This window comes from Allobosea sp. 05T433, from assembly GCF_056396065.1.
This window is the reverse complement of the sequence record NZ_JBFTKS010000023.1, coordinates 22244-38303: the sequence shown is the minus strand read 5'-3', so window position 1 is coordinate 38303 and position 16060 is coordinate 22244. Positions and strand designations below refer to the sequence as shown.

The 16060-nt window shown below is 65.8% G+C and carries 16 protein-coding genes and 1 pseudogene; 10 read left to right on the top strand and 7 right to left on the bottom strand.

Annotated elements, in window-relative coordinates:
- The first annotated feature begins 516 nt into the window (after window positions 1-516).
- Window positions 517-2007, top strand: coding sequence for an MDR family MFS transporter (locus tag AC1DGP_RS25780; protein ID WP_441490386.1), 1491 nt, complete (start codon window positions 517-519; stop codon window positions 2005-2007).
- Between the two features lie 144 nt (window positions 2008-2151).
- Window positions 2152-2715, top strand: coding sequence for a DUF1269 domain-containing protein (locus AC1DGP_RS25775; protein WP_441490387.1), 564 nt, complete (start codon window positions 2152-2154; stop codon window positions 2713-2715).
- Window positions 2716-2830: 115 nt separating this feature from the next.
- On the opposite strand, the gene dapD is transcribed toward AC1DGP_RS25775, so the two are convergent.
- Window positions 2831-3673, bottom strand: a complete 843-nt coding sequence (dapD, locus tag AC1DGP_RS25770) for a 2,3,4,5-tetrahydropyridine-2,6-dicarboxylate N-succinyltransferase (protein WP_043242272.1) — start codon at window positions 3671-3673, stop codon at window positions 2831-2833.
- Window positions 3674-3891: 218 nt separating this feature from the next.
- On the opposite strand from dapD, the gene AC1DGP_RS25765 reads away from it, so the two are divergent.
- Window positions 3892-4248: a hypothetical protein gene (locus AC1DGP_RS25765; protein ID WP_441507478.1), complete on the top strand. Its 357-nt coding sequence runs from the start codon at window positions 3892-3894 to the stop codon at window positions 4246-4248.
- Window positions 4249-4360: 112 nt separating this feature from the next.
- Complete coding sequence (locus tag AC1DGP_RS25760; protein ID WP_441507477.1) at window positions 4361-5695, top strand: 8-oxoguanine deaminase; 1335 nt, start codon at window positions 4361-4363, stop codon at window positions 5693-5695.
- 192 nt (window positions 5696-5887) lie between these two features.
- Here the strand turns inward: AC1DGP_RS25760 and tam are convergent, their stop codons facing one another.
- From tam to AC1DGP_RS25730, 6 genes are all read right to left on the bottom strand, one after another.
- Window positions 5888-6658 (bottom strand): trans-aconitate 2-methyltransferase, encoded by a 771-nt coding sequence (gene tam / locus AC1DGP_RS25755; RefSeq protein WP_441507476.1) that lies wholly within the window; start codon window positions 6656-6658, stop codon window positions 5888-5890.
- Window positions 6659-6769: 111 nt separating this feature from the next.
- Window positions 6770-7663, bottom strand: a complete 894-nt coding sequence (gene rfbD, locus AC1DGP_RS25750) for a dTDP-4-dehydrorhamnose reductase (protein WP_441507475.1) — start codon at window positions 7661-7663, stop codon at window positions 6770-6772.
- Window positions 7660-8715 carry a dTDP-glucose 4,6-dehydratase gene (rfbB, locus tag AC1DGP_RS25745; RefSeq protein ID WP_441507474.1) on the bottom strand — a complete coding sequence of 352 codons (1056 nt, stop codon included), beginning with the start codon at window positions 8713-8715 and terminating at the stop codon, window positions 7660-7662. Before rfbB ends, rfbD begins: the two co-directional genes overlap by 4 nt.
- The gene (rfbC, locus tag AC1DGP_RS25740) at window positions 8716-9291 is read right to left on the bottom strand and encodes a dTDP-4-dehydrorhamnose 3,5-epimerase (RefSeq protein WP_441507473.1); all 576 of its coding nucleotides are present in this window, start codon (window positions 9289-9291) and stop codon (window positions 8716-8718) included. It abuts the gene before it with no gap.
- A gap of 45 nt (window positions 9292-9336) precedes the next feature.
- Window positions 9337-9867: a MarR family winged helix-turn-helix transcriptional regulator gene (locus tag AC1DGP_RS25735; RefSeq protein WP_441507472.1), complete on the bottom strand. Its 531-nt coding sequence runs from the start codon at window positions 9865-9867 to the stop codon at window positions 9337-9339.
- Window positions 9868-9944: 77 nt separating this feature from the next.
- Entirely contained in the window at window positions 9945-10433 is a 489-nt protein-coding gene (locus tag AC1DGP_RS25730) for an Lrp/AsnC family transcriptional regulator (RefSeq protein ID WP_441507471.1), read from the bottom strand.
- Between the two features lie 105 nt (window positions 10434-10538).
- On the opposite strand from AC1DGP_RS25730, the gene AC1DGP_RS25725 reads away from it, so the two are divergent.
- The 6 genes and pseudogenes from AC1DGP_RS25725 (at window position 10539) to napE (ending at window position 16060) form a co-directional block, all read left to right on the top strand.
- The gene (locus AC1DGP_RS25725; protein ID WP_441507470.1) at window positions 10539-11723 is read left to right on the top strand and encodes a diaminopropionate ammonia-lyase; all 1185 of its coding nucleotides are present in this window, start codon (window positions 10539-10541) and stop codon (window positions 11721-11723) included.
- 7 nt (window positions 11724-11730) lie between these two features.
- Complete coding sequence (locus tag AC1DGP_RS25720) at window positions 11731-12885, top strand: MFS transporter (protein WP_441507469.1); 1155 nt, start codon at window positions 11731-11733, stop codon at window positions 12883-12885.
- 133 nt (window positions 12886-13018) lie between these two features.
- Entirely contained in the window at window positions 13019-13636 is a 618-nt protein-coding gene (locus AC1DGP_RS25715; RefSeq protein ID WP_476832659.1) for a glutathione S-transferase family protein, read from the top strand.
- A gap of 57 nt (window positions 13637-13693) precedes the next feature.
- Window positions 13694-14854 (top strand): M20 aminoacylase family protein, encoded by a 1161-nt coding sequence (locus AC1DGP_RS25710; protein ID WP_441507468.1) that lies wholly within the window; start codon window positions 13694-13696, stop codon window positions 14852-14854.
- A gap of 44 nt (window positions 14855-14898) precedes the next feature.
- Window positions 14899-15697, top strand: a pseudogene (locus tag AC1DGP_RS25705) (aldolase).
- A 174-nt stretch (window positions 15698-15871) separates the two neighbouring features.
- A complete protein-coding gene (napE, locus tag AC1DGP_RS25700) occupies window positions 15872-16060 on the top strand; it encodes a periplasmic nitrate reductase, NapE protein (RefSeq protein ID WP_441507466.1) in 189 nt (62 codons plus the stop codon).

The window sequence follows — 16060 nt, the reverse complement described above, 5'->3', positions numbered from 1 at the left end:
TGTCCGGGGAACGGCAGCGAGGCGGCCGCAGCCCCTGAAGCTGGCGACCGTGATTGGCGGCGAACCCGGCCAGCGCGCATCGCCCTCGCGAGCGGCTCGTCCAGCTCCACCTGACGGAATGTTTGGCGCTATGGCAGCATGGATATTACGATAGGCGGGCGTCACGCGCTTGTCACCGTCACCGGCCGGGCCTGGCTGGAATGACCGTCATGCACGCCAGGCGGCCGGAGCTTGCGGCCGATTGGCAGGGGCAATCCGCTTCTGCTGCGCGACCGCTCAGCGTCGCCTCCCGGCTTGACCTTCATCACCGTGTGAACAGCGCCGTTGCGGTCAACGTCCCAGGCCAGCCGCAGGTCATGCCCACCTCATTGCCTATTCTCTATGCGCAATCGGCACGACACAAATCCGTGACCGCCCTGGTTCACAGCCCTGCCTTGCGCGCGCGCCGCTGGCGCATGGACCAATGGAATCCTACAGTTCGCCATTCCCCAAACACAGGGCAGGCGTTGCAGATCGATGGACAAGCGTGTCGAGACCGATGAGCAGAAGCCGGCTCTGTCGGAAGCGGATATCCGCTCCATCATCATTGGCATCATGCTCGCCATGTTCCTGGCCGCGCTGGACCAGACTATTGTCGCCACCGCCATGCCGACGATCGGGCGCGAGCTCGGCGACGTTACGCATCTGCCCTGGGTCGTGACCTCCTATCTGCTGGCTTCGACCGCGGTGACGCCGCTCTACGGCAAGGTCGCCGACATCCATGGGCGGCGGGTAACGCTGCTCGCCGGCATCGTGATCTTCATCGTCGGCTCGGTTGCCTGCGCACTGGCATCGTCCCTCTGGCTGTTGGTGGTGGCGCGCTTCGTCCAGGGGCTCGGTGGCGGCGGGCTGATCTCGATGGCGCAGACCATCATCGGCGACATGGTGCCGCCGAAGGAGCGCGGCAAATATCAGGTCTATATCGCCAGCGTCTTCTTCTCCTCCTCGCTGCTCGGACCGGTGCTCGGCGGGGTGATCTCCGAGGCGCTGCATTGGTCGGTGATCTTCTGGATCAACCTGCCGCTCGGGCTCTTCGCCTACCTGATGACCGACAAGGCGCTGAAGCGCCTGCCGCGGCATGAGCGACCGCACAAACTCGATTTCCTCGGCGCCGGGCTGATGACGAGCGCAACGGTGACGCTGCTGCTCGCGCTCTCCTGGGGTGGCGTGCATTATCCATGGGCCTCGGCGCCGATCCTCGGGCTGGTCGGCCTGTCGGCACTGCTCTGGATCGCATTCGCCATGCGTCTCAAGACCGCAGAGGAGCCGCTGATCCCGCTCGCGATCCTGGCCAATCCGGTGGTGCGGATGGGCACGATCGCCGCCGGCTTCGGCATGGGCACCTTCATCGGGCTCACCATCTATCTGCCGCTCTATTTCGAGACGGTCGCCGGGCTCTCGGCCGCCAATTCCGGCATGGGATTGATCCCGCTGACCTGCGGCACCGTCATCGGCGCGACCGCATCGGGACGGGCAATGACCCTCCTCAAGCACTACAAGCGCGTACCGGTTGCAGGACTTTGCATCGCCCTGATCGGTACCGCATTGCTGATCGCCTTCGCCGGCCGGATGTCGCTCATCCCCTTCGGTATCGTGCTGGCGGTAATCAGCCTCGGCTTCGGCACCTTGCTGCCGGTCGCCACCGTCTCGATCCAGAATGCCGTCCAGCCGCACCAGCTCGGCACGACGACGGCGACGGCGAACTTCTTTCGCCAGATCGGCGGGGCGCTGATCGTCGCCGTATTCGGAGCGATCGTCCTCGGCGGCATCGGGGCAGGCTCGGGTGTTACGGCCGAGACCCTACGGAGCGGAACGGCGGACCGCGCCACCATGATCATGCTGTTCCAATATGTCTTCGCAGCGACGTTCGCGGGCTTTGCACTGGCCCTGTTCTTCCTGTTCAGGATGAAGGAAATGCCGCTGCGCGGCCGCGCCATCGAGGCTGCGAAGGAAATCGCAGGCGAATAGGGCGGGACAAGCATCCTCGTCCGCGTTTGACGAGCATCAAACCGGCGGGGTTGCCGGCAGGCTAAACCGGAGCGCAATCTCGCATTGCCGCAACTCTGTCACAGCCGCGCGGCAGGTTGAGTTTGCCCGCCAAAGGAGAGCCCCATGTCCGATCTCGTCGTCATCGTATACCCGACCGAGGCCAAGGCCGAGGAGATGCGCCAGAAAGTCATCTCCCTGCAGAAGGAATACCTGATCGAGCTCGGCGACGCGGCGATCGCGGTCATGCATGAGGGCGGCAAGATCAAACTGAACCAGCTCATGAACACCACCGCGCTCGGGGCGGTCTCGGGCAGCTTCTGGGGCCTGCTGATCGGCGCGATCTTCCTGATGCCGGTGTTCGGCGCTGCAATCGGCGCGGCGTCCGGCGCACTCGGTGGTGCGTTGACCGATTACGGTGTCAATGACGGTTTCATGAAGGAACTCTCGACCAGCCTGCAGCCGGGCAACGCCGCGCTCTTCCTGCTGATCCGCAAGATGACCGGCGACAAGGTGCTGGAAGCGATCAAGGGCACGGGTGGCGTGGTGCTGAAGACATCGCTCGACCACACCCGCGAACAAGCCCTGCGCGACGCGATCTCGGCTTCACCTGGGGCGGTCGAACATCCTTCGACGCCCGGCGCGACAGCAACCCCGACGGCCGGCGAAGCACCCTCGCCCGTGGGCTGAAGCACACCCTTGAGGCGACGTCATCCCGGGCAGCCAGAGCGAGGCCCGGGATCCATTCGTTACCGCTGACGAGGACCCCGGCTGCGCTATGCCTCTGCCGGGGTCTCAGCGCGTATCAGTCCCGCAGCAGCTCGTTGATTCCGGTCTTGGCGCGGGTCTGGGCATCGACCGTCTTGACGATCACGGCGCAGTAGAGCGAGGGGCCCGGCGTTCCATCATTCAGCGGCTTGCCGGGAAGCGACCCGGACACCACCACCGAATAGGGCGGCACCTTGCCGATATGGACCTGACCGGTGGCGCGATCGATGATCTTGGTCGAGGCCGAGATGAAGACGCCCATCGAGATCACCGAACCCTCGCCCACGATCACGCCCTCGACCACCTCGGAGCGGGCACCGACGAAGCAGTTGTCCTCGATGATGGTCGGGTTGGCCTGAAGCGGCTCAAGCACACCGCCGATGCCGACGCCGCCAGACAGGTGCACGTTCTTGCCGATCTGCGCGCAGGAGCCGACGGTCGCCCAGGTGTCGACCATGGTGCCTGAATCGACATAGGCGCCGATATTCACATATGACGGCATCAGCACGACGTTCGGCGCGATGAAGGCGCCGCGGCGCACGGCGGCCGGCGGCACGACGCGGAAACCGGCGGCGCGGAAGCGATTCTCGCCCCAGCCCTCGAATTTCGAGGGAACCTTGTCCCAGAACACCCCCTCGCCCGGGCCCCCTGCGATGATCTTGTTGTCGTTGAGACGGAAGGAGAGCAGCACGGCCTTCTTGAGCCACTGATGCGTCACCCATTCGCCGCCCAGTTTTTCGGCAACGCGGGCCTGGCCGGAATCGATCATCTCGATGGCCTGCTCGACGGCATCGCGCACCGCCCCTTTGGTGCTGACGCCGATCTCTGCCCGGTTTTCCCAGGCGGCATCGATGGTGGCGGCGAGATCGGTCAGGCTCATCGTCGGTCTCCGTTCAGAATGCGCCGGAGCGATGGCGGATCAAGACAGCGGCGTCAAGGAGAAGCGCGGCGCGCCGCCGACTTCTCGTCCGCACGTGCCGACGCCGGCCGCCTGGCATTGACTGTACCAAGGCATCATGAATCCGACGCCGCAGGAACGCCCCAATTGCCCCCCCAAGGTCATCGACCTGGGCAGGGAATCTCGGAATCATGAATGCGATGAAGCCTTCTCTTTCAAGACGAGCTGCGACCGCGATCGCCTTGTCGGCCACGATCATGGGCGCAGCTCCCAAGGCCGCGGCGCAGGCCCAACGCGACGTCGATTGGACCACGCAGAAATGCGTTCGGTACAAGGAGGCCTATGGTGCGGCCATCGCCAAGCGGGGAAAGACAGGACTGAGCGACGAATTCCTCGCCCGGCACGATGCCTTCCTTGCGACCAACTGCACGGCGCAGGCAGACGTCTGCCCACGCAGCGGAAAGGAGCTTGAGCTGGCTAATATCCTTGTTCTGATGTCCCTCAACGGAGGACTCTCGAGCACATTCCTGCCCTTCGCCTGTCGAAAGCCGACATAGGCCGTCTGCGCCCGCCCCCTTGATGTGCCGGAAGACGTTCGGTCTATTCCTCGCCTCTGCCGCCTTCCACTACTGAAGAGCGACGTCCACGCCTCGTTCGCAAGGAGCGGCCATGCGCCTCTGGATCAGGAACCCGCTCGGCATCGTCGCCGCGGACGCCGGCGGCGGCGTGGTGGTCGAGCATGGCGCCATCGTCGAACTGCTGGCCGCCGGCAGCGCTCCGGCACAGCCGGTCGACGAGACATTCGATGCCTCCGATCATGTCGTGCTGCCCGGGCTGATCAACACGCATCACCATTTCTACCAGACGCTGACACGCGCCCATCCGGCCGCGATCGACCGTGAGCTCTTTCCCTGGTTGAAGGCGCTCTACCCGCTCTGGGCCCGGCTGACGCCCGACGATCTCAGGCTCGCAGTGCGGGTCGCACTCACCGAATTGCTGCTCTCCGGCTGTACCACAGCGGCAGATCACCATTATCTCTTCCCCAAAGGGCTGGAGAGCGCGGTCGATATCGCGGTCGACGAGGCGCGCGCGCTCGGCATCCGCATGACTGTCTCGCGCGGCTCGATGAATCTGTCGCAGAAGGATGGTGGGCTGCCGCCGGATGCTGTGGTGCAGGACGAGGAGACGATCCTGGCCGACAGTGAGCGCGTGCTCTCGCTGTTCCATGATCCAAAGCCAGGCAGCATGATCCAGATCGCGCTGGCGCCCTGCTCTCCCTTCTCGGTGACGCCTGCGCTGATGGCGAAATCGGCTGAACTCGCCGCGCGCTTCGATGCTCCGCTGCACACCCATCTCGCCGAGACGCAGGATGAGGAGGCCTATTGCCTCCAGGTCTACGGCAAGCGCCCGCTCGACCTTCTGGAGGATGCCGGCTGGATGCGGCCGAAGACCTGGCTGGCGCATGGCATCCATTTCTCCTGCGAGGAATGCGAGCGGCTGGGCCGGGCCGGCGTCGGCATCTGCCATTGCCCGACCTCGAACGGCGTGCTCGCCTCCGGTTTCTGCCGGACACGCGAACTCGAGGCCGCCGGCTCGCCGCTCGGCCTCGGCGTCGACGGCTCAGCCTCCAATGACGGCTCGAACCTGATGGAAGAGCTGCGCCACGCCCTGCTGATCAACCGGTTGCACTACAAGAGTGCCAGCGCCGTGACTGCGCGCGACGTGATCCGCTGGGCGACGGAAGGCTCGGCACGATGCCTCGGGCGCTCCGATATCGGGCGGATCGCGCCCGGCATGCAGGCGGATCTGGCACTGTACCGGCTCGACGAGCTGCGCTTCTCCGGCGCGCATGATCCCGTCGCAGCGCTGGTGCTGTGCGGCGCGAACCGGGCCGATCGTGTCATGGTCGCGGGGCGTTGGCGGGTTGTCGACGGTGCCGTGCCCGGACTGGACATCGCCGCGCTGCGGCGGATGCACAGCGCAGTTGCGATGCGCTACGCGTAAGGGGCCGTTCGCGCCTCAGAGCATTCTGCGAAATATGGCAACGGTTTTCGCATAGAGCATGCTCTAAACCATTAGAATCGATCACGTTTTCTGCATTTGGACACTTTTATCCAAATGCAGAAAACGTGATCTAACCATCTGTGAGTGCATCGGCTTGCCCGAAAACCGCAATCCACTTTTCGGGCCGATGCTTTAGCGTGTCGCGACGATGAACAGCCGCGGGAAGGGCAGCAGCACGGTGCCATCCGGCATCGCGGGGTAAGCCTGCGCAATGAGACCCTGATAGCGTGCGAGGAAGGCTTCGCGCTCGGCCTCGTCGAGCAGATCGAGCAGCGGACGCAAGGCGGCGCCCTTGAACCACTCGACCACCGCCGAAGCCCCGCCCGCGAGTGGATGATGATAGGTCGTGCGCCAGATATCGAGCCTTGTCGTGCCGCCGCGCAGCGCCCGATAATACCAGTCAGCGCCATGGCGCGCCGCGCGCGTCTGCAGCGCTGGGGCGAGCTTGCCGGCCCAGGTCCCGTCAGCGGCAACCTCACGCATCAGCACATGGGCCGGTTCGTCGAGATTATCCGGCATCTGCACGGCGAGCGTGCCGCCCGGCGCAAGCTTGGCCATGAGTGATGGCATCAGGACTTCGTGATCGGGCAGCCATTGCAGCACGGCGTTCGACAGGATCACGTCATAGGGGGCGGCCGGCTGCCATGAGGCGATATCGGCAACCTCGAACGGGATCGCCGGCAGGCGCCTGCGGGCGGCCGCGATCATGTCGGAAGAGCTATCCATCCCGCTGATCGCGGCGTCGGGGAAACGCGCCAGCAGAAGCTCGGTCGAGTTGCCGGGACCGCAACCGATATCGACCGCGCTTGCCACGGCGTCCGTCGGGACCTGGGCAAGCAGATCGCGAACCGGGCGGGTCCGCTCATCCTCGAATTTCGTGTACTGCCGTGCCGACCAGGTCATAACGATTTCCATATCCTCATGAGCAGGAAGGCCCGCGATCAGAGCAGTTTTGCCAGATACCGCCCGTAGCTCGATTTGCCCGTCAGCTTCGCCAGTTCAGCCAGCTGCCCTTCATGGTACCCTCTGCGCCATCAACGTGGCCACGACCTCCCGCATGCGTTCCTGCCACGGCTTTGCGCGATAGCCAAAGATCGCGGCGAACCGGGCGGAATCAAGCACCGAATTGGCAGGACGGCGCGCCGGTGTCGGGAATTCCGCAGTCGTGATCGCGTCCACGATCGGGCTCCGCCCGGTGAAACGGGCCTGCTCGGCAATGATGGCGCTGGCGAAGCCATGCCAGGTCGTCTCGCCCTGCCCGGCAACATGGTAGGTGCCCCAGGGCTCGGCGCCGGCCATCAGCGCAGCGCGGACGGCGAGGATCGCCTCGGCAAGGTCGCGTGTCGCGGTTGGAGAACCGCGTTGGTCGGCGACAACGCGCAGGACATCGCGTTCTGCGGCAAGCCGCAGCATGGTCTTCAGGAAGTTTGCGCCATGGACGCCGTAGACCCAGGCGGTGCGCAGGATGACATGGTGCGGCTGCAGGGCCCGGATGCAGACCTCTCCTTCGCTCTTGCTCGCACCATAGGCACCGAGCGGCGCGACGGGGTCGCTCTCGACATAAGGCCCGGGTTTGCTGCCGTCGAAGACGTAGTCCGTCGAAACATGGAGGAGCGGAATGCGGGCTTCGGCCGTCGCCTCGGCAAGAATGGCGGGCCCTTCCGCATTGGCGGAGAAGGCGGCGACCGTCTCGCTCTCGGCCCGGTCCACCGCCGTAAAGGCCGCAGCATTGACCACGAGGCCGGGGCGATGGGTCTTCAAGGCCCTTGCCACAGCCGCACGGTCCGTGATGTCGCCGTCAGCCCGCGCCAGCCCGACGAGCGGAACGCCACGCTCATGCGCCAGCGCCGTCAACTCGCGGCCAAGCTGACCGCCGGCGCCAAAAAGCAGGATCGGCGCTTCATTCACGAGAGGCCGAGCCTCTCGCCGCGATAAAGCCCGTTGCGGATGCGGCCCCACCAATCCGGATTGGCGAGATACCAGCGAACGGTCTTCTCCAGCCCGCTCTCAAAGCTCTCCTGCGGGCTCCAGCTGAGCTCGCGGGCGATCTTTGAAGCGTCGATCGCATAGCGACGGTCATGGCCGGGCCGGTCGGCGACAAACCGGATCAGGGTGTCGCGCGGGCCGATAGCGGTGTCGGGGGCGAGGCTGTCGACCAGGCCGCAGATCGCGCGCACCACATCGAGATTGGTGCGCTCAGCATTGCCGCCGACATTATAGCTCTCGCCGGGGCGTCCGGTTACCGCGATCAGGCAAAGCGCGCGTGCATGATCCTCGACATGGAGCCAGTCGCGTACCTGACCGCCATCGCCGTAAACCGGCAATTCCTTGCCCTCAAGCGCGTTCAGGATGACGAGCGGGATCAGCTTCTCCGGGAAGTGATAGGGCCCGTAATTGTTCGAGCAGTTGGAGAGCACGACAGGCAGCCCATAGGTGTGGTGCCAGGCACGCACGAGATGGTCGGAAGCGGCCTTCGACGCAGAATAGGGCGAGGTCGGCTGATAGGGTGTCGTCTCGCTGAACAGACCTTCCGCGCCAAGCGAGCCGAAGACCTCGTCGGTCGAGACATGGTGGAAACGAAAGCTGGCCTTCGCGTCCTGCGGCAGGGCTCGCCAATGGTCGAGCGCCGCCTGGAGCAACACGAAGGTTCCGACGACATTGGTCTGGATGAAGGCGCCCGGCCCATCGATCGAACGGTCGACATGGCTTTCCGCCGCAAGGTGCATCACGATATCGGGCCGAAATGACGCAAAGGCCTCGCGCATGGCGGCGAGATCTCCGATATCCGCCTGCAGGAAGGCGTAGCGCGGAGTGGTCTCGACCGGCTTCAGATTGTCGAGATTGCCGGCATAGGTCAGCTTGTCGACGACCAGCACCTGATGCGGCGTCTCGGCGACAAGGTGCCGGACCACAGCCGAGCCGATGAAACCGGCGCCGCCGGTGATGAGAAACCGCGTCATTCAGGCGCCCTCATAGACGAAGGGGCTGGCAAAACCGGTAAAACCGGGCAGCTTCGCGTCCTTCTCGGACAGTGTCGCGGCCCCGGCTACCACTGGCCAGTCGATGGCAAGCGCCGGATCGGCCCAGAACAAGCCGCCCTCGCTCTGCGGCGCATAGGGCGCGTCGACCTTGTAGGCGACCTCGGTGCCGGGTTCGAGCGTGCAGAAACCATGGGCAAAGCCGTGCGGCACGAAGAGTTGCTCGGCACCGTCCGCATTGAGCAGCACCCCGCACCAGCGCCCGTAATGCGGCGAGCCGCGCCGGAGGTCGACAGCGACGTCGAAGATCGCGCCCTTGAGCACGCGCACGAGCTTGGCCTGGGCAGCGGGCGCAGTCTGATAATGCAGGCCCCGAACGGTGCCGACCTGCGCCGAACGCGACTGGTTGTCCTGAACGAAATCCGGCGCGATCCCAGCTGCCGCGAAAGGCTCGCGGCTATAGGTTTCCATGAAGTAGCCGCGGTCGTCGCCGAAACGTCGCGGCCGGACCAGTACGGGACCAGGAATGGCGAGAGGCGCGAAGGTAAAATTGGACATGAGGTCTCCTGCCTGGCCGCAGGTAGTCTTGCCGCCGCCCCCCTGTCAACGACGCGCAGCCGCCGCCTCGGTGACATCATCAGGCGAAAATTCGCGCAGCTCGGGCAGCCGCGCATGGATCCGCCGCAACAGGGCGGTCAGCCCGGCAATCTCCTCGGCGGAGAAATCGGCCAGGATCAGGTTCTCGCGCTGGAGGGCAACCGCGATCAGGCGGTCATGCAGCTCGTAGCCACTCTGCGTCAGCTGCAGAACCTGCCGGCGCGCATCGCGGCTATCCGCATGTTCGCGGACATGACCGGCCCAAACCAGCGCCGCCACGGCGCGGCTGACCGCCCCCTTGTCGAGGCTGATGACCTCGCAGATGCGCTGCGCCACGATACAAGGCTCGATCGCGAGCTGCGAGATGATGCGCCATTCCGTGACGCCGACGCCGAACAGATCGAGATAGAGGCGGGACGAACTGCGCGACCAGGTGTTCGAGATCGTCGTCAGGAAATAGGGCAGGTAACCCGCAAGGTTGAGCACCTCCCGGTCCCCGTCCCCGCCCTCGGCCTTGCGGCGCCTCGTCGAAACCATGCTGCGCCCACGATCGATCCCTGGAGGGCCCACCAAATCCGGGATGGCGGCGTTCGGCAAGCGGAGTCTGCCGCAGACTATTCCGGCAGCGGAACCGCGAGCCCGACCTTGACGCGGTCCATCGCGACGAAGGTGCGGAACTTCCTGACATTGTTGTTGCCGAAGAAGAGCCGGCGCGTCAGCGCCTCATAGGCCGCCATGCTCGGCACCAGGATGACGAGCACAAAATCCGCTTCGCCAGTGACGTAGTAACATTGCTGCACCTCAGGTGCTGCGGTGAATTCCTGCTTGGCGGCGTCGATCAGGTCGGCACGCTCGCTTTCCAGCTCCACCTCGACGAAGATGGTGATCGCCTGTCCGAGCCGGGTAGGATCGACGAGCGCGACATTGGCCTGGATGACACCCGTCTCCTCCATGCGCTTGATCCGGCGCTGGACGGCGGGCGCGGACAGGTTGACCGCTTCGCCGATCACACGCTGCGGCGTCGTGTTGTCGCGCTGCAGGATGCGCAGGATCGCGAGGTCGAAATTGTCCAGCGTGACTGCTGGCGAAGGGGATCGGGTCAAGAGGAGCGCCCAACGAAACAAACTTGCATTTCAGGGGACCAAACACAGCGGTCTTTTCGCCATGATTGCAATATCCATTCGTTGTACCAGCGCGCAGGAGCGGCGATGTTTCTTCCCAACCACCACCCCGACCGTCGCAAGGCGCTCGATCCGATCGATGCCGAGACCCTGAGCATCGCCGCGGCCGCCGAGGTCGAGCGCCATCTGAGCTATCGCGAGAACCACGTCGAGACACCGCTGCATGCCCTGCCAGCCATGGCCGCCGAGCTCGGGGTCCGTGCGATCCACGTCAAGGACGAAGGCCATCGCCTCGGCCTTGGCAGCTTCAAGGCACTTGGCGGCGCCTATGCCGTCTTCCGGCTGGTGCTGGAGGAGGCGAGCAGGAAGCTCGGGCGGCCAGTCGATATCGCCGAGCTGAACAGCCCCGAGGTCCGGGCCGTAGCGGCGGGGATGACGGTCGCCTGCGCCACTGACGGCAATCACGGCCGTTCGGTCGCACAGGGCGCCCAGCTCACCGGGGCGATGGCCGCGATCTTCGTGCATGCCCGAGTCAGCGACGAACGTGTCGCGGCGATCGCACGCTTCGGCGCGACGATGATCCGGGTCGAGGGCACCTATGACGACTCGGTCACGGAAGCCGCCCGCGTCGCGGAGAAGGAGGGCTGGACAGTCGTCTCCGATACTTCCTGGCCAGGCTATGAACGCATCCCCGGGCTGGTGATGCAGGGCTATACGGTGATCATCCGCGAAGCACTGCGTGAACTCGCCGAGCCGCCCACGCATGTCTTCGTGCAGGCAGGCGTCGGCGGCATTGCCGCTGCGGCTGCGGGCTATCTCGCCAATGCGCTCGGCGACCAGCGTCCCGTCTTTGTGGTGGTCGACCCTGCGCGCGCGGCCTGCATCTTCGAGACGGCGAAGGCCGGCCATCCGGTCAAGGTCGTTCATGGCGAACCGACCGTGATGGCGATGCTCGAATGCTACGAGCCCTCGCCTATCGCCTGGCGTGTCCTGTCTCGCGTCGCCGACGGCTTCATGACCGTCGAGGACGAGGATGCCATCGCGGTGATGAACCGGCTGGCGCGGCCCGCTGGCAAGGACCCCGCCATCGTCTCCGGCGAAAGCGGTGGTGTCGGCCTGGCCGGCGTCATCCGGGTTGCGGCTGATCCCACGGTCAGGAAGCAGCTTGGCCTCGACGCGACCTCCCGCGTTCTCGTCATCAATACCGAGGGCGCGACCGATCCCGAACGCTATGCCGAACTGACCGGCCTGCCGGCACGAGCCGCCCAGTAATGCGACGATGAACGCGCGCATCGCCATCGAGGCCCGAAAGGCGCCGGGACGGGCGGAGCAGGCCGCGACCCGCATCGCCTTCTTCGTTGCCGGGCTCGGCATCGCCGCATGGGCACCCCTGGTGCCCTATGCCAAGCTGCGCATGGCTCTCGACGATGGCGCGCTCGGATTGCTGCTGCTCTGCCTCGGCGCCGGCTCGATCCTGGCCATGCCGCTATCGGGCGCGCTGGCTTCGCGGTTCGGTTGCCGCCGCGTGCTGATTAGCGCGGTGCTGCTCGTCGCTTTCATGCTCCCGGCTCTCGCGACCGCCGCGCACCTGCCGCTGCTCGGCCTGGCACTGTTCGTCTTCGGAGCCGGAATCGGTTCGCTGGATTGCGTCATCAACATCCAGGCCGTGATCGTCGAGCGAGCCAGCGGGCGCAGCATGATGTCCGGCTTTCACGGTCTCTTCAGTCTCGGCGGCATCGCCGGAGCGGCCGGGGCCAGCGGGCTCCTGATGCTGGGTGCGACGCCGCTCCTCGCCACGCTCGTCGTCGTCGCGATCCTCCTTGCCGCGATGGCCTGGGCGGCCTCGGGGCTCCTGCCCTATGCCGGCAAGGGCGAAGGCCCGGCCTTCGCCATTCCGCACGGCATCGTGCTCTTCATCGGCGTGCTCTGCTTCGTCGTCTTCCTGGCCGAGGGCGCCATGCTCGACTGGAGTGCCGTCTTCCTGACCGATCTGCGCCGGGTCGATGCCGCTTATGCGGGACTTGGCTATGCGGCTTTCGCCAGCACCATGACGATCGGCCGGCTGACCGGCGACCGCTTCGTGCACCGCCTCGGCCCCCAGCGCATCATCGTCTGGGGCGGCCTCTGCGCAGCGGCAGGTCTCGTGCTCGCAACGCTTGCACCATCCTGGCTGGCAGGCCTCGCCGGCTTTGCGCTCGTCGGGGCGGGCTGCTCGAATATCGTGCCGGTTCTCTACACGGCGATCGGCAGACAGAACGCGATGCCCGAGCATATCGCCGTGCCCGCGATCTCGACACTGGGCTATGCCGGCATCCTTGTCGGCCCCGCGGCAATCGGTGCCATCGCCCAAGTCGCGAGCCTGCCCATTGCCTTCCTGGTCGTCGCGACGCTGCTCATCGGCGTCGCAGCCAGCGCTCCGCGGTTGCGCACATGAGTTTCGCATCCCTCGCAGCGCCGCAAAGCGCGCCCGTTGGAGGCAGACCATGACTGCGCTCTCGACGAGTCCGGTTCATCATCCCGTTTGGCAAGGCACGCAAATGAGTACGGCATCCGAGCTGACGCGAACGATGGACCTGATCTACCAGACTCATTCGCCCTATGCGCGCAAGGTCCTGGTCTTTGCCCATAAAGCGGGTCTCGCCGGACAGCTGCGCGTCGTCCACCAGGAGACGAGCCCGACCAACCGGAACGACGACGTCTTCGCGGTCAACCCGCTCGGCAAGGTTCCCGTCCTCGTCCTCCCCGATGGCGAGGCGATCTTCGATTCGATCGTGATCTGCGACTATCTCGCGAGCCTCGACGGCGGCAGCCGGCTCATTCCGCAGGGTGGGCGGGCAAGATGGTCCGCGCTTCGCGTGCAGGCGCTCGCCCAGGGACTGTGCGACGCTGGCATTGCGCTGCGCTGGGAAACCGTACGCCGCCCCGAGGCCCTGCGGTATGCGCCCCTGGCGGAGGGAATGACGGCGAAACTCGTCGAATCCTACGATTTTCTCGAACGCGAGGCGGATTTCGACGCGCCACTCCATGTCGGCCATATCGCGCTTGCGACCGCCCTTTCATGGCTGGAATTCCGCGCGCTGCCCGCCTTCGAGCCTGGCCGGCCACGGCTGGCCCACTGGTATAGCTCCTTCTCGGAACGCCCCTCGATGCGCGCCACGCTCTATGACGGCGAGACGCATGACTGATCGCCAGGCCAGTTCGCCCGGCGGCCGCCCCCCGGCTTCACGATGGTGGAGAGAGACATGACCACGCTCGACCCGAACGCCCTCGAACGCGAGATGACGGGGTGGCGGCGTGACCTGCACGCCCATCCCGAATTCGGCTTCGAGGAGAAGCGAACCTCCGCCTTCGTCGCGGCCAAGCTCAGGGAGTTCGGCCTCGACGATGTGGCCGAGGGCATCGGGGGCACCGGTGTCGTCGGCACGCTGAAGCGCGGCAGCGGCAACCGCGCCATCGCGCTTCGGGCGGATATGGACGCGCTGCGCATCAGCGAGCAGGCCGAGCACGCCCATCGCTCGCAAACGCCCGGCACCATGCATGCGTGCGGCCATGACGGGCATACCGCCATGCTGCTTGGTGCGGCAAAGCTGCTGGCGAGCGAGGGCGGCTTCGACGGTACCGTGCGCTTCCTCTTCCAGCCTGCCGAGGAATGGGGCAGAGGCGCGCTCGCCATGCTCTCCGACGGGCTGATGGAGCGCTTTCCCTTCGAGGAGATCTATGGGCTGCACAATGCGCCGGAATTGCCGGTCGGTCAGTTCCAGACACGCGCCGGCTCGATCATGTCGGCGGAGGACAATTTCGAGATCGTGCTCAAGGGCATCGGTGGCCATGCGGCGCGTCCGCATGTCGGCAATGAGGTCCTGATCGCCGCCTGCGCGCTCGTCACCAGCTTCCAGACCATCGTGTCGCGGCGGCTCAGCCCGACCGATATCGGCGTCGTCTCGGTGACCGAACTCATCACAGACGGCACGCGCAACGCCCTGCCTGGCCTCGCCCGCATCCTCGGCGATGCCCGCAGCTTCCGGCCGGAGGTCAGCGCCGAGATCGAGAAGCAGATGCGCATCATCACGGACGGAACGGCGCTCGCCTATAACGTCTCGGCCGAGGTGACCTATACGCGCGAATTCGTGCCGCTGGTGAATGACGAGGCGCTGGCGGCAGAAGCCCTGACGGCCGCGAGAGGCGTGTTCGGCGCGGAGAATGTCGCCACCGCGCGCGAGCCGATGACCGGCTCGGAGGATTTCGCCCGTTTCCTCGACCATGTGCCGGGCTGCTTCGCCTTCGTCGGCAATGGCCCCTCGGCGCCCTTGCACAATCCTTGCTACGACTTCGACGACGCCGGCCTCATCCATGGCGCACGCTTCCATGCCGCAATCACGCGGCAGCGCCTGCGCCCTGCCTGACCAACACCCGTCGCACCTGCCGCTTGCCGATCCGGAGCTCCCCCATGGCCCACTCCCTCACACCCGGCTCTACCGCCCCCTTCAGGGAGCCCGGCCCGAACCAGCCCGCCCTCGACGCCGACGCCGTCTGGGAGGCGCGCGCCGATCTCGCCGCCTGCTTCCGCATGGCGGCGCCATGGGCTGGAGGAAGGCATCTGCAACCATTTCTCGGCGCTGGTGCCGGGCTATGACGACCTCTTCATCGTCAACCCCTATGGCTGGGCCTTCCGCGAGTTGACGGCCTCGAAGCTGCTGATCTGCGATTTCCACGGCAACGTCGTCGCTGGCGAGGGACAGCCCGAGGCGACGGCCTTCTACATCCATGCCCGCATCCACAAGGCGCTCCCCCGCGCCAGGGTCGCCTTCCATACCCATATGCCCTACGCGACCGCGCTCTCGATGACGGAGGGCGAGCCGCTGATCTTCGCCGGCCAGACCTCGCTGAAATTCTACGGCCGGACCGCCGTAGACCGCGATTACAATGGGCTTGCGCTCGACGAGAGCGAGGGCGACCGCATTGCCGGCGCCATCGGCGACGCCGACATCGTCTTCATGAAGCACCACGGCGTGATGGTGCTTGCTCCGACGATCGCCGAGGCCTGGGACGATCTCTACTATCTCGAGCGCGCCTGCGAGGTGCAGACGCTGGCGCTCTCGACCGGGCGCAAGGTCCTGCCCGTTGCGCCCGCGATCGCCGAAGCCGCCTGTCGCCAGATGCGCGAAGGCGACGCGGAATCGGCAAGGCTTCACCTCGCCTCGATCAGGCGCACCCTCGATCTCGAAGAGCCGGCCTATCGCAGCTGAGCGAAGAACGCCGGTTTCGTCCATCCATGCGTGCGGCGCGGTCCATCGACCGCATGAAACAACTCGACAAGAGCCGACAGGCGGCGCTAGCTTCCCTAGAAGGAATGTAAGGTATCCGGTGGGCCGGTACGTTGGTACCAGCGCCCAATCATAGTCGCGGGAGCTGTCACCGTGATGTCCGATGGTGCCAAGGCTGAAACTGGGGCCACATTCAGGCCTGCAACGCGACGGCAGGAGTTCCTTGCCTTCATCGTCCTGGCGATCCTGATCTGGCCGGTCATCGCGGTCGGCGTCGTCGGCGGCTATGGTTTCCTGGTCTGGATGCTGCAATTGGTCTTCGGACCGCCCGGCCCACCACGGTGA

Bases quoted from the DNA above. Each gene is read 5' to 3' on its own strand.
- AC1DGP_RS25780 (WP_441490386.1), top strand. From the start codon at position 517: ATGGACAAGCGTGTCGAGACCGATGAGCAGAAGCCGGCTCTGTCGGAA.
- AC1DGP_RS25775 (WP_441490387.1), top strand. From the start codon at position 2,152: ATGTCCGATCTCGTCGTCATCGTATACCCGACCGAGGCCAAGGCCGAG.
- dapD (WP_043242272.1), bottom strand. From the start codon at position 3,673: ATGAGCCTGACCGATCTCGCCGCCACCATCGATGCCGCCTGGGAAAAC.
- AC1DGP_RS25765 (WP_441507478.1), top strand. From the start codon at position 3,892: ATGAAGCCTTCTCTTTCAAGACGAGCTGCGACCGCGATCGCCTTGTCG.
- AC1DGP_RS25760 (WP_441507477.1), top strand. From the start codon at position 4,361: ATGCGCCTCTGGATCAGGAACCCGCTCGGCATCGTCGCCGCGGACGCC.
- tam (WP_441507476.1), bottom strand. From the start codon at position 6,658: ATGACCTGGTCGGCACGGCAGTACACGAAATTCGAGGATGAGCGGACC.
- rfbB (WP_441507474.1), bottom strand. From the start codon at position 8,715: ATGACGCGGTTTCTCATCACCGGCGGCGCCGGTTTCATCGGCTCGGCT.
- rfbC (WP_441507473.1), bottom strand. From the start codon at position 9,291: ATGTCCAATTTTACCTTCGCGCCTCTCGCCATTCCTGGTCCCGTACTG.
- AC1DGP_RS25735 (WP_441507472.1), bottom strand. From the start codon at position 9,867: ATGGTTTCGACGAGGCGCCGCAAGGCCGAGGGCGGGGACGGGGACCGG.
- AC1DGP_RS25725 (WP_441507470.1), top strand. From the start codon at position 10,539: ATGTTTCTTCCCAACCACCACCCCGACCGTCGCAAGGCGCTCGATCCG.
- AC1DGP_RS25720 (WP_441507469.1), top strand. From the start codon at position 11,731: ATGAACGCGCGCATCGCCATCGAGGCCCGAAAGGCGCCGGGACGGGCG.
- AC1DGP_RS25715 (WP_476832659.1), top strand. From the start codon at position 13,019: ATGGACCTGATCTACCAGACTCATTCGCCCTATGCGCGCAAGGTCCTG.
- AC1DGP_RS25710 (WP_441507468.1), top strand. From the start codon at position 13,694: ATGACCACGCTCGACCCGAACGCCCTCGAACGCGAGATGACGGGGTGG.
- napE (WP_441507466.1), top strand. From the start codon at position 15,872: ATGTCCGATGGTGCCAAGGCTGAAACTGGGGCCACATTCAGGCCTGCA.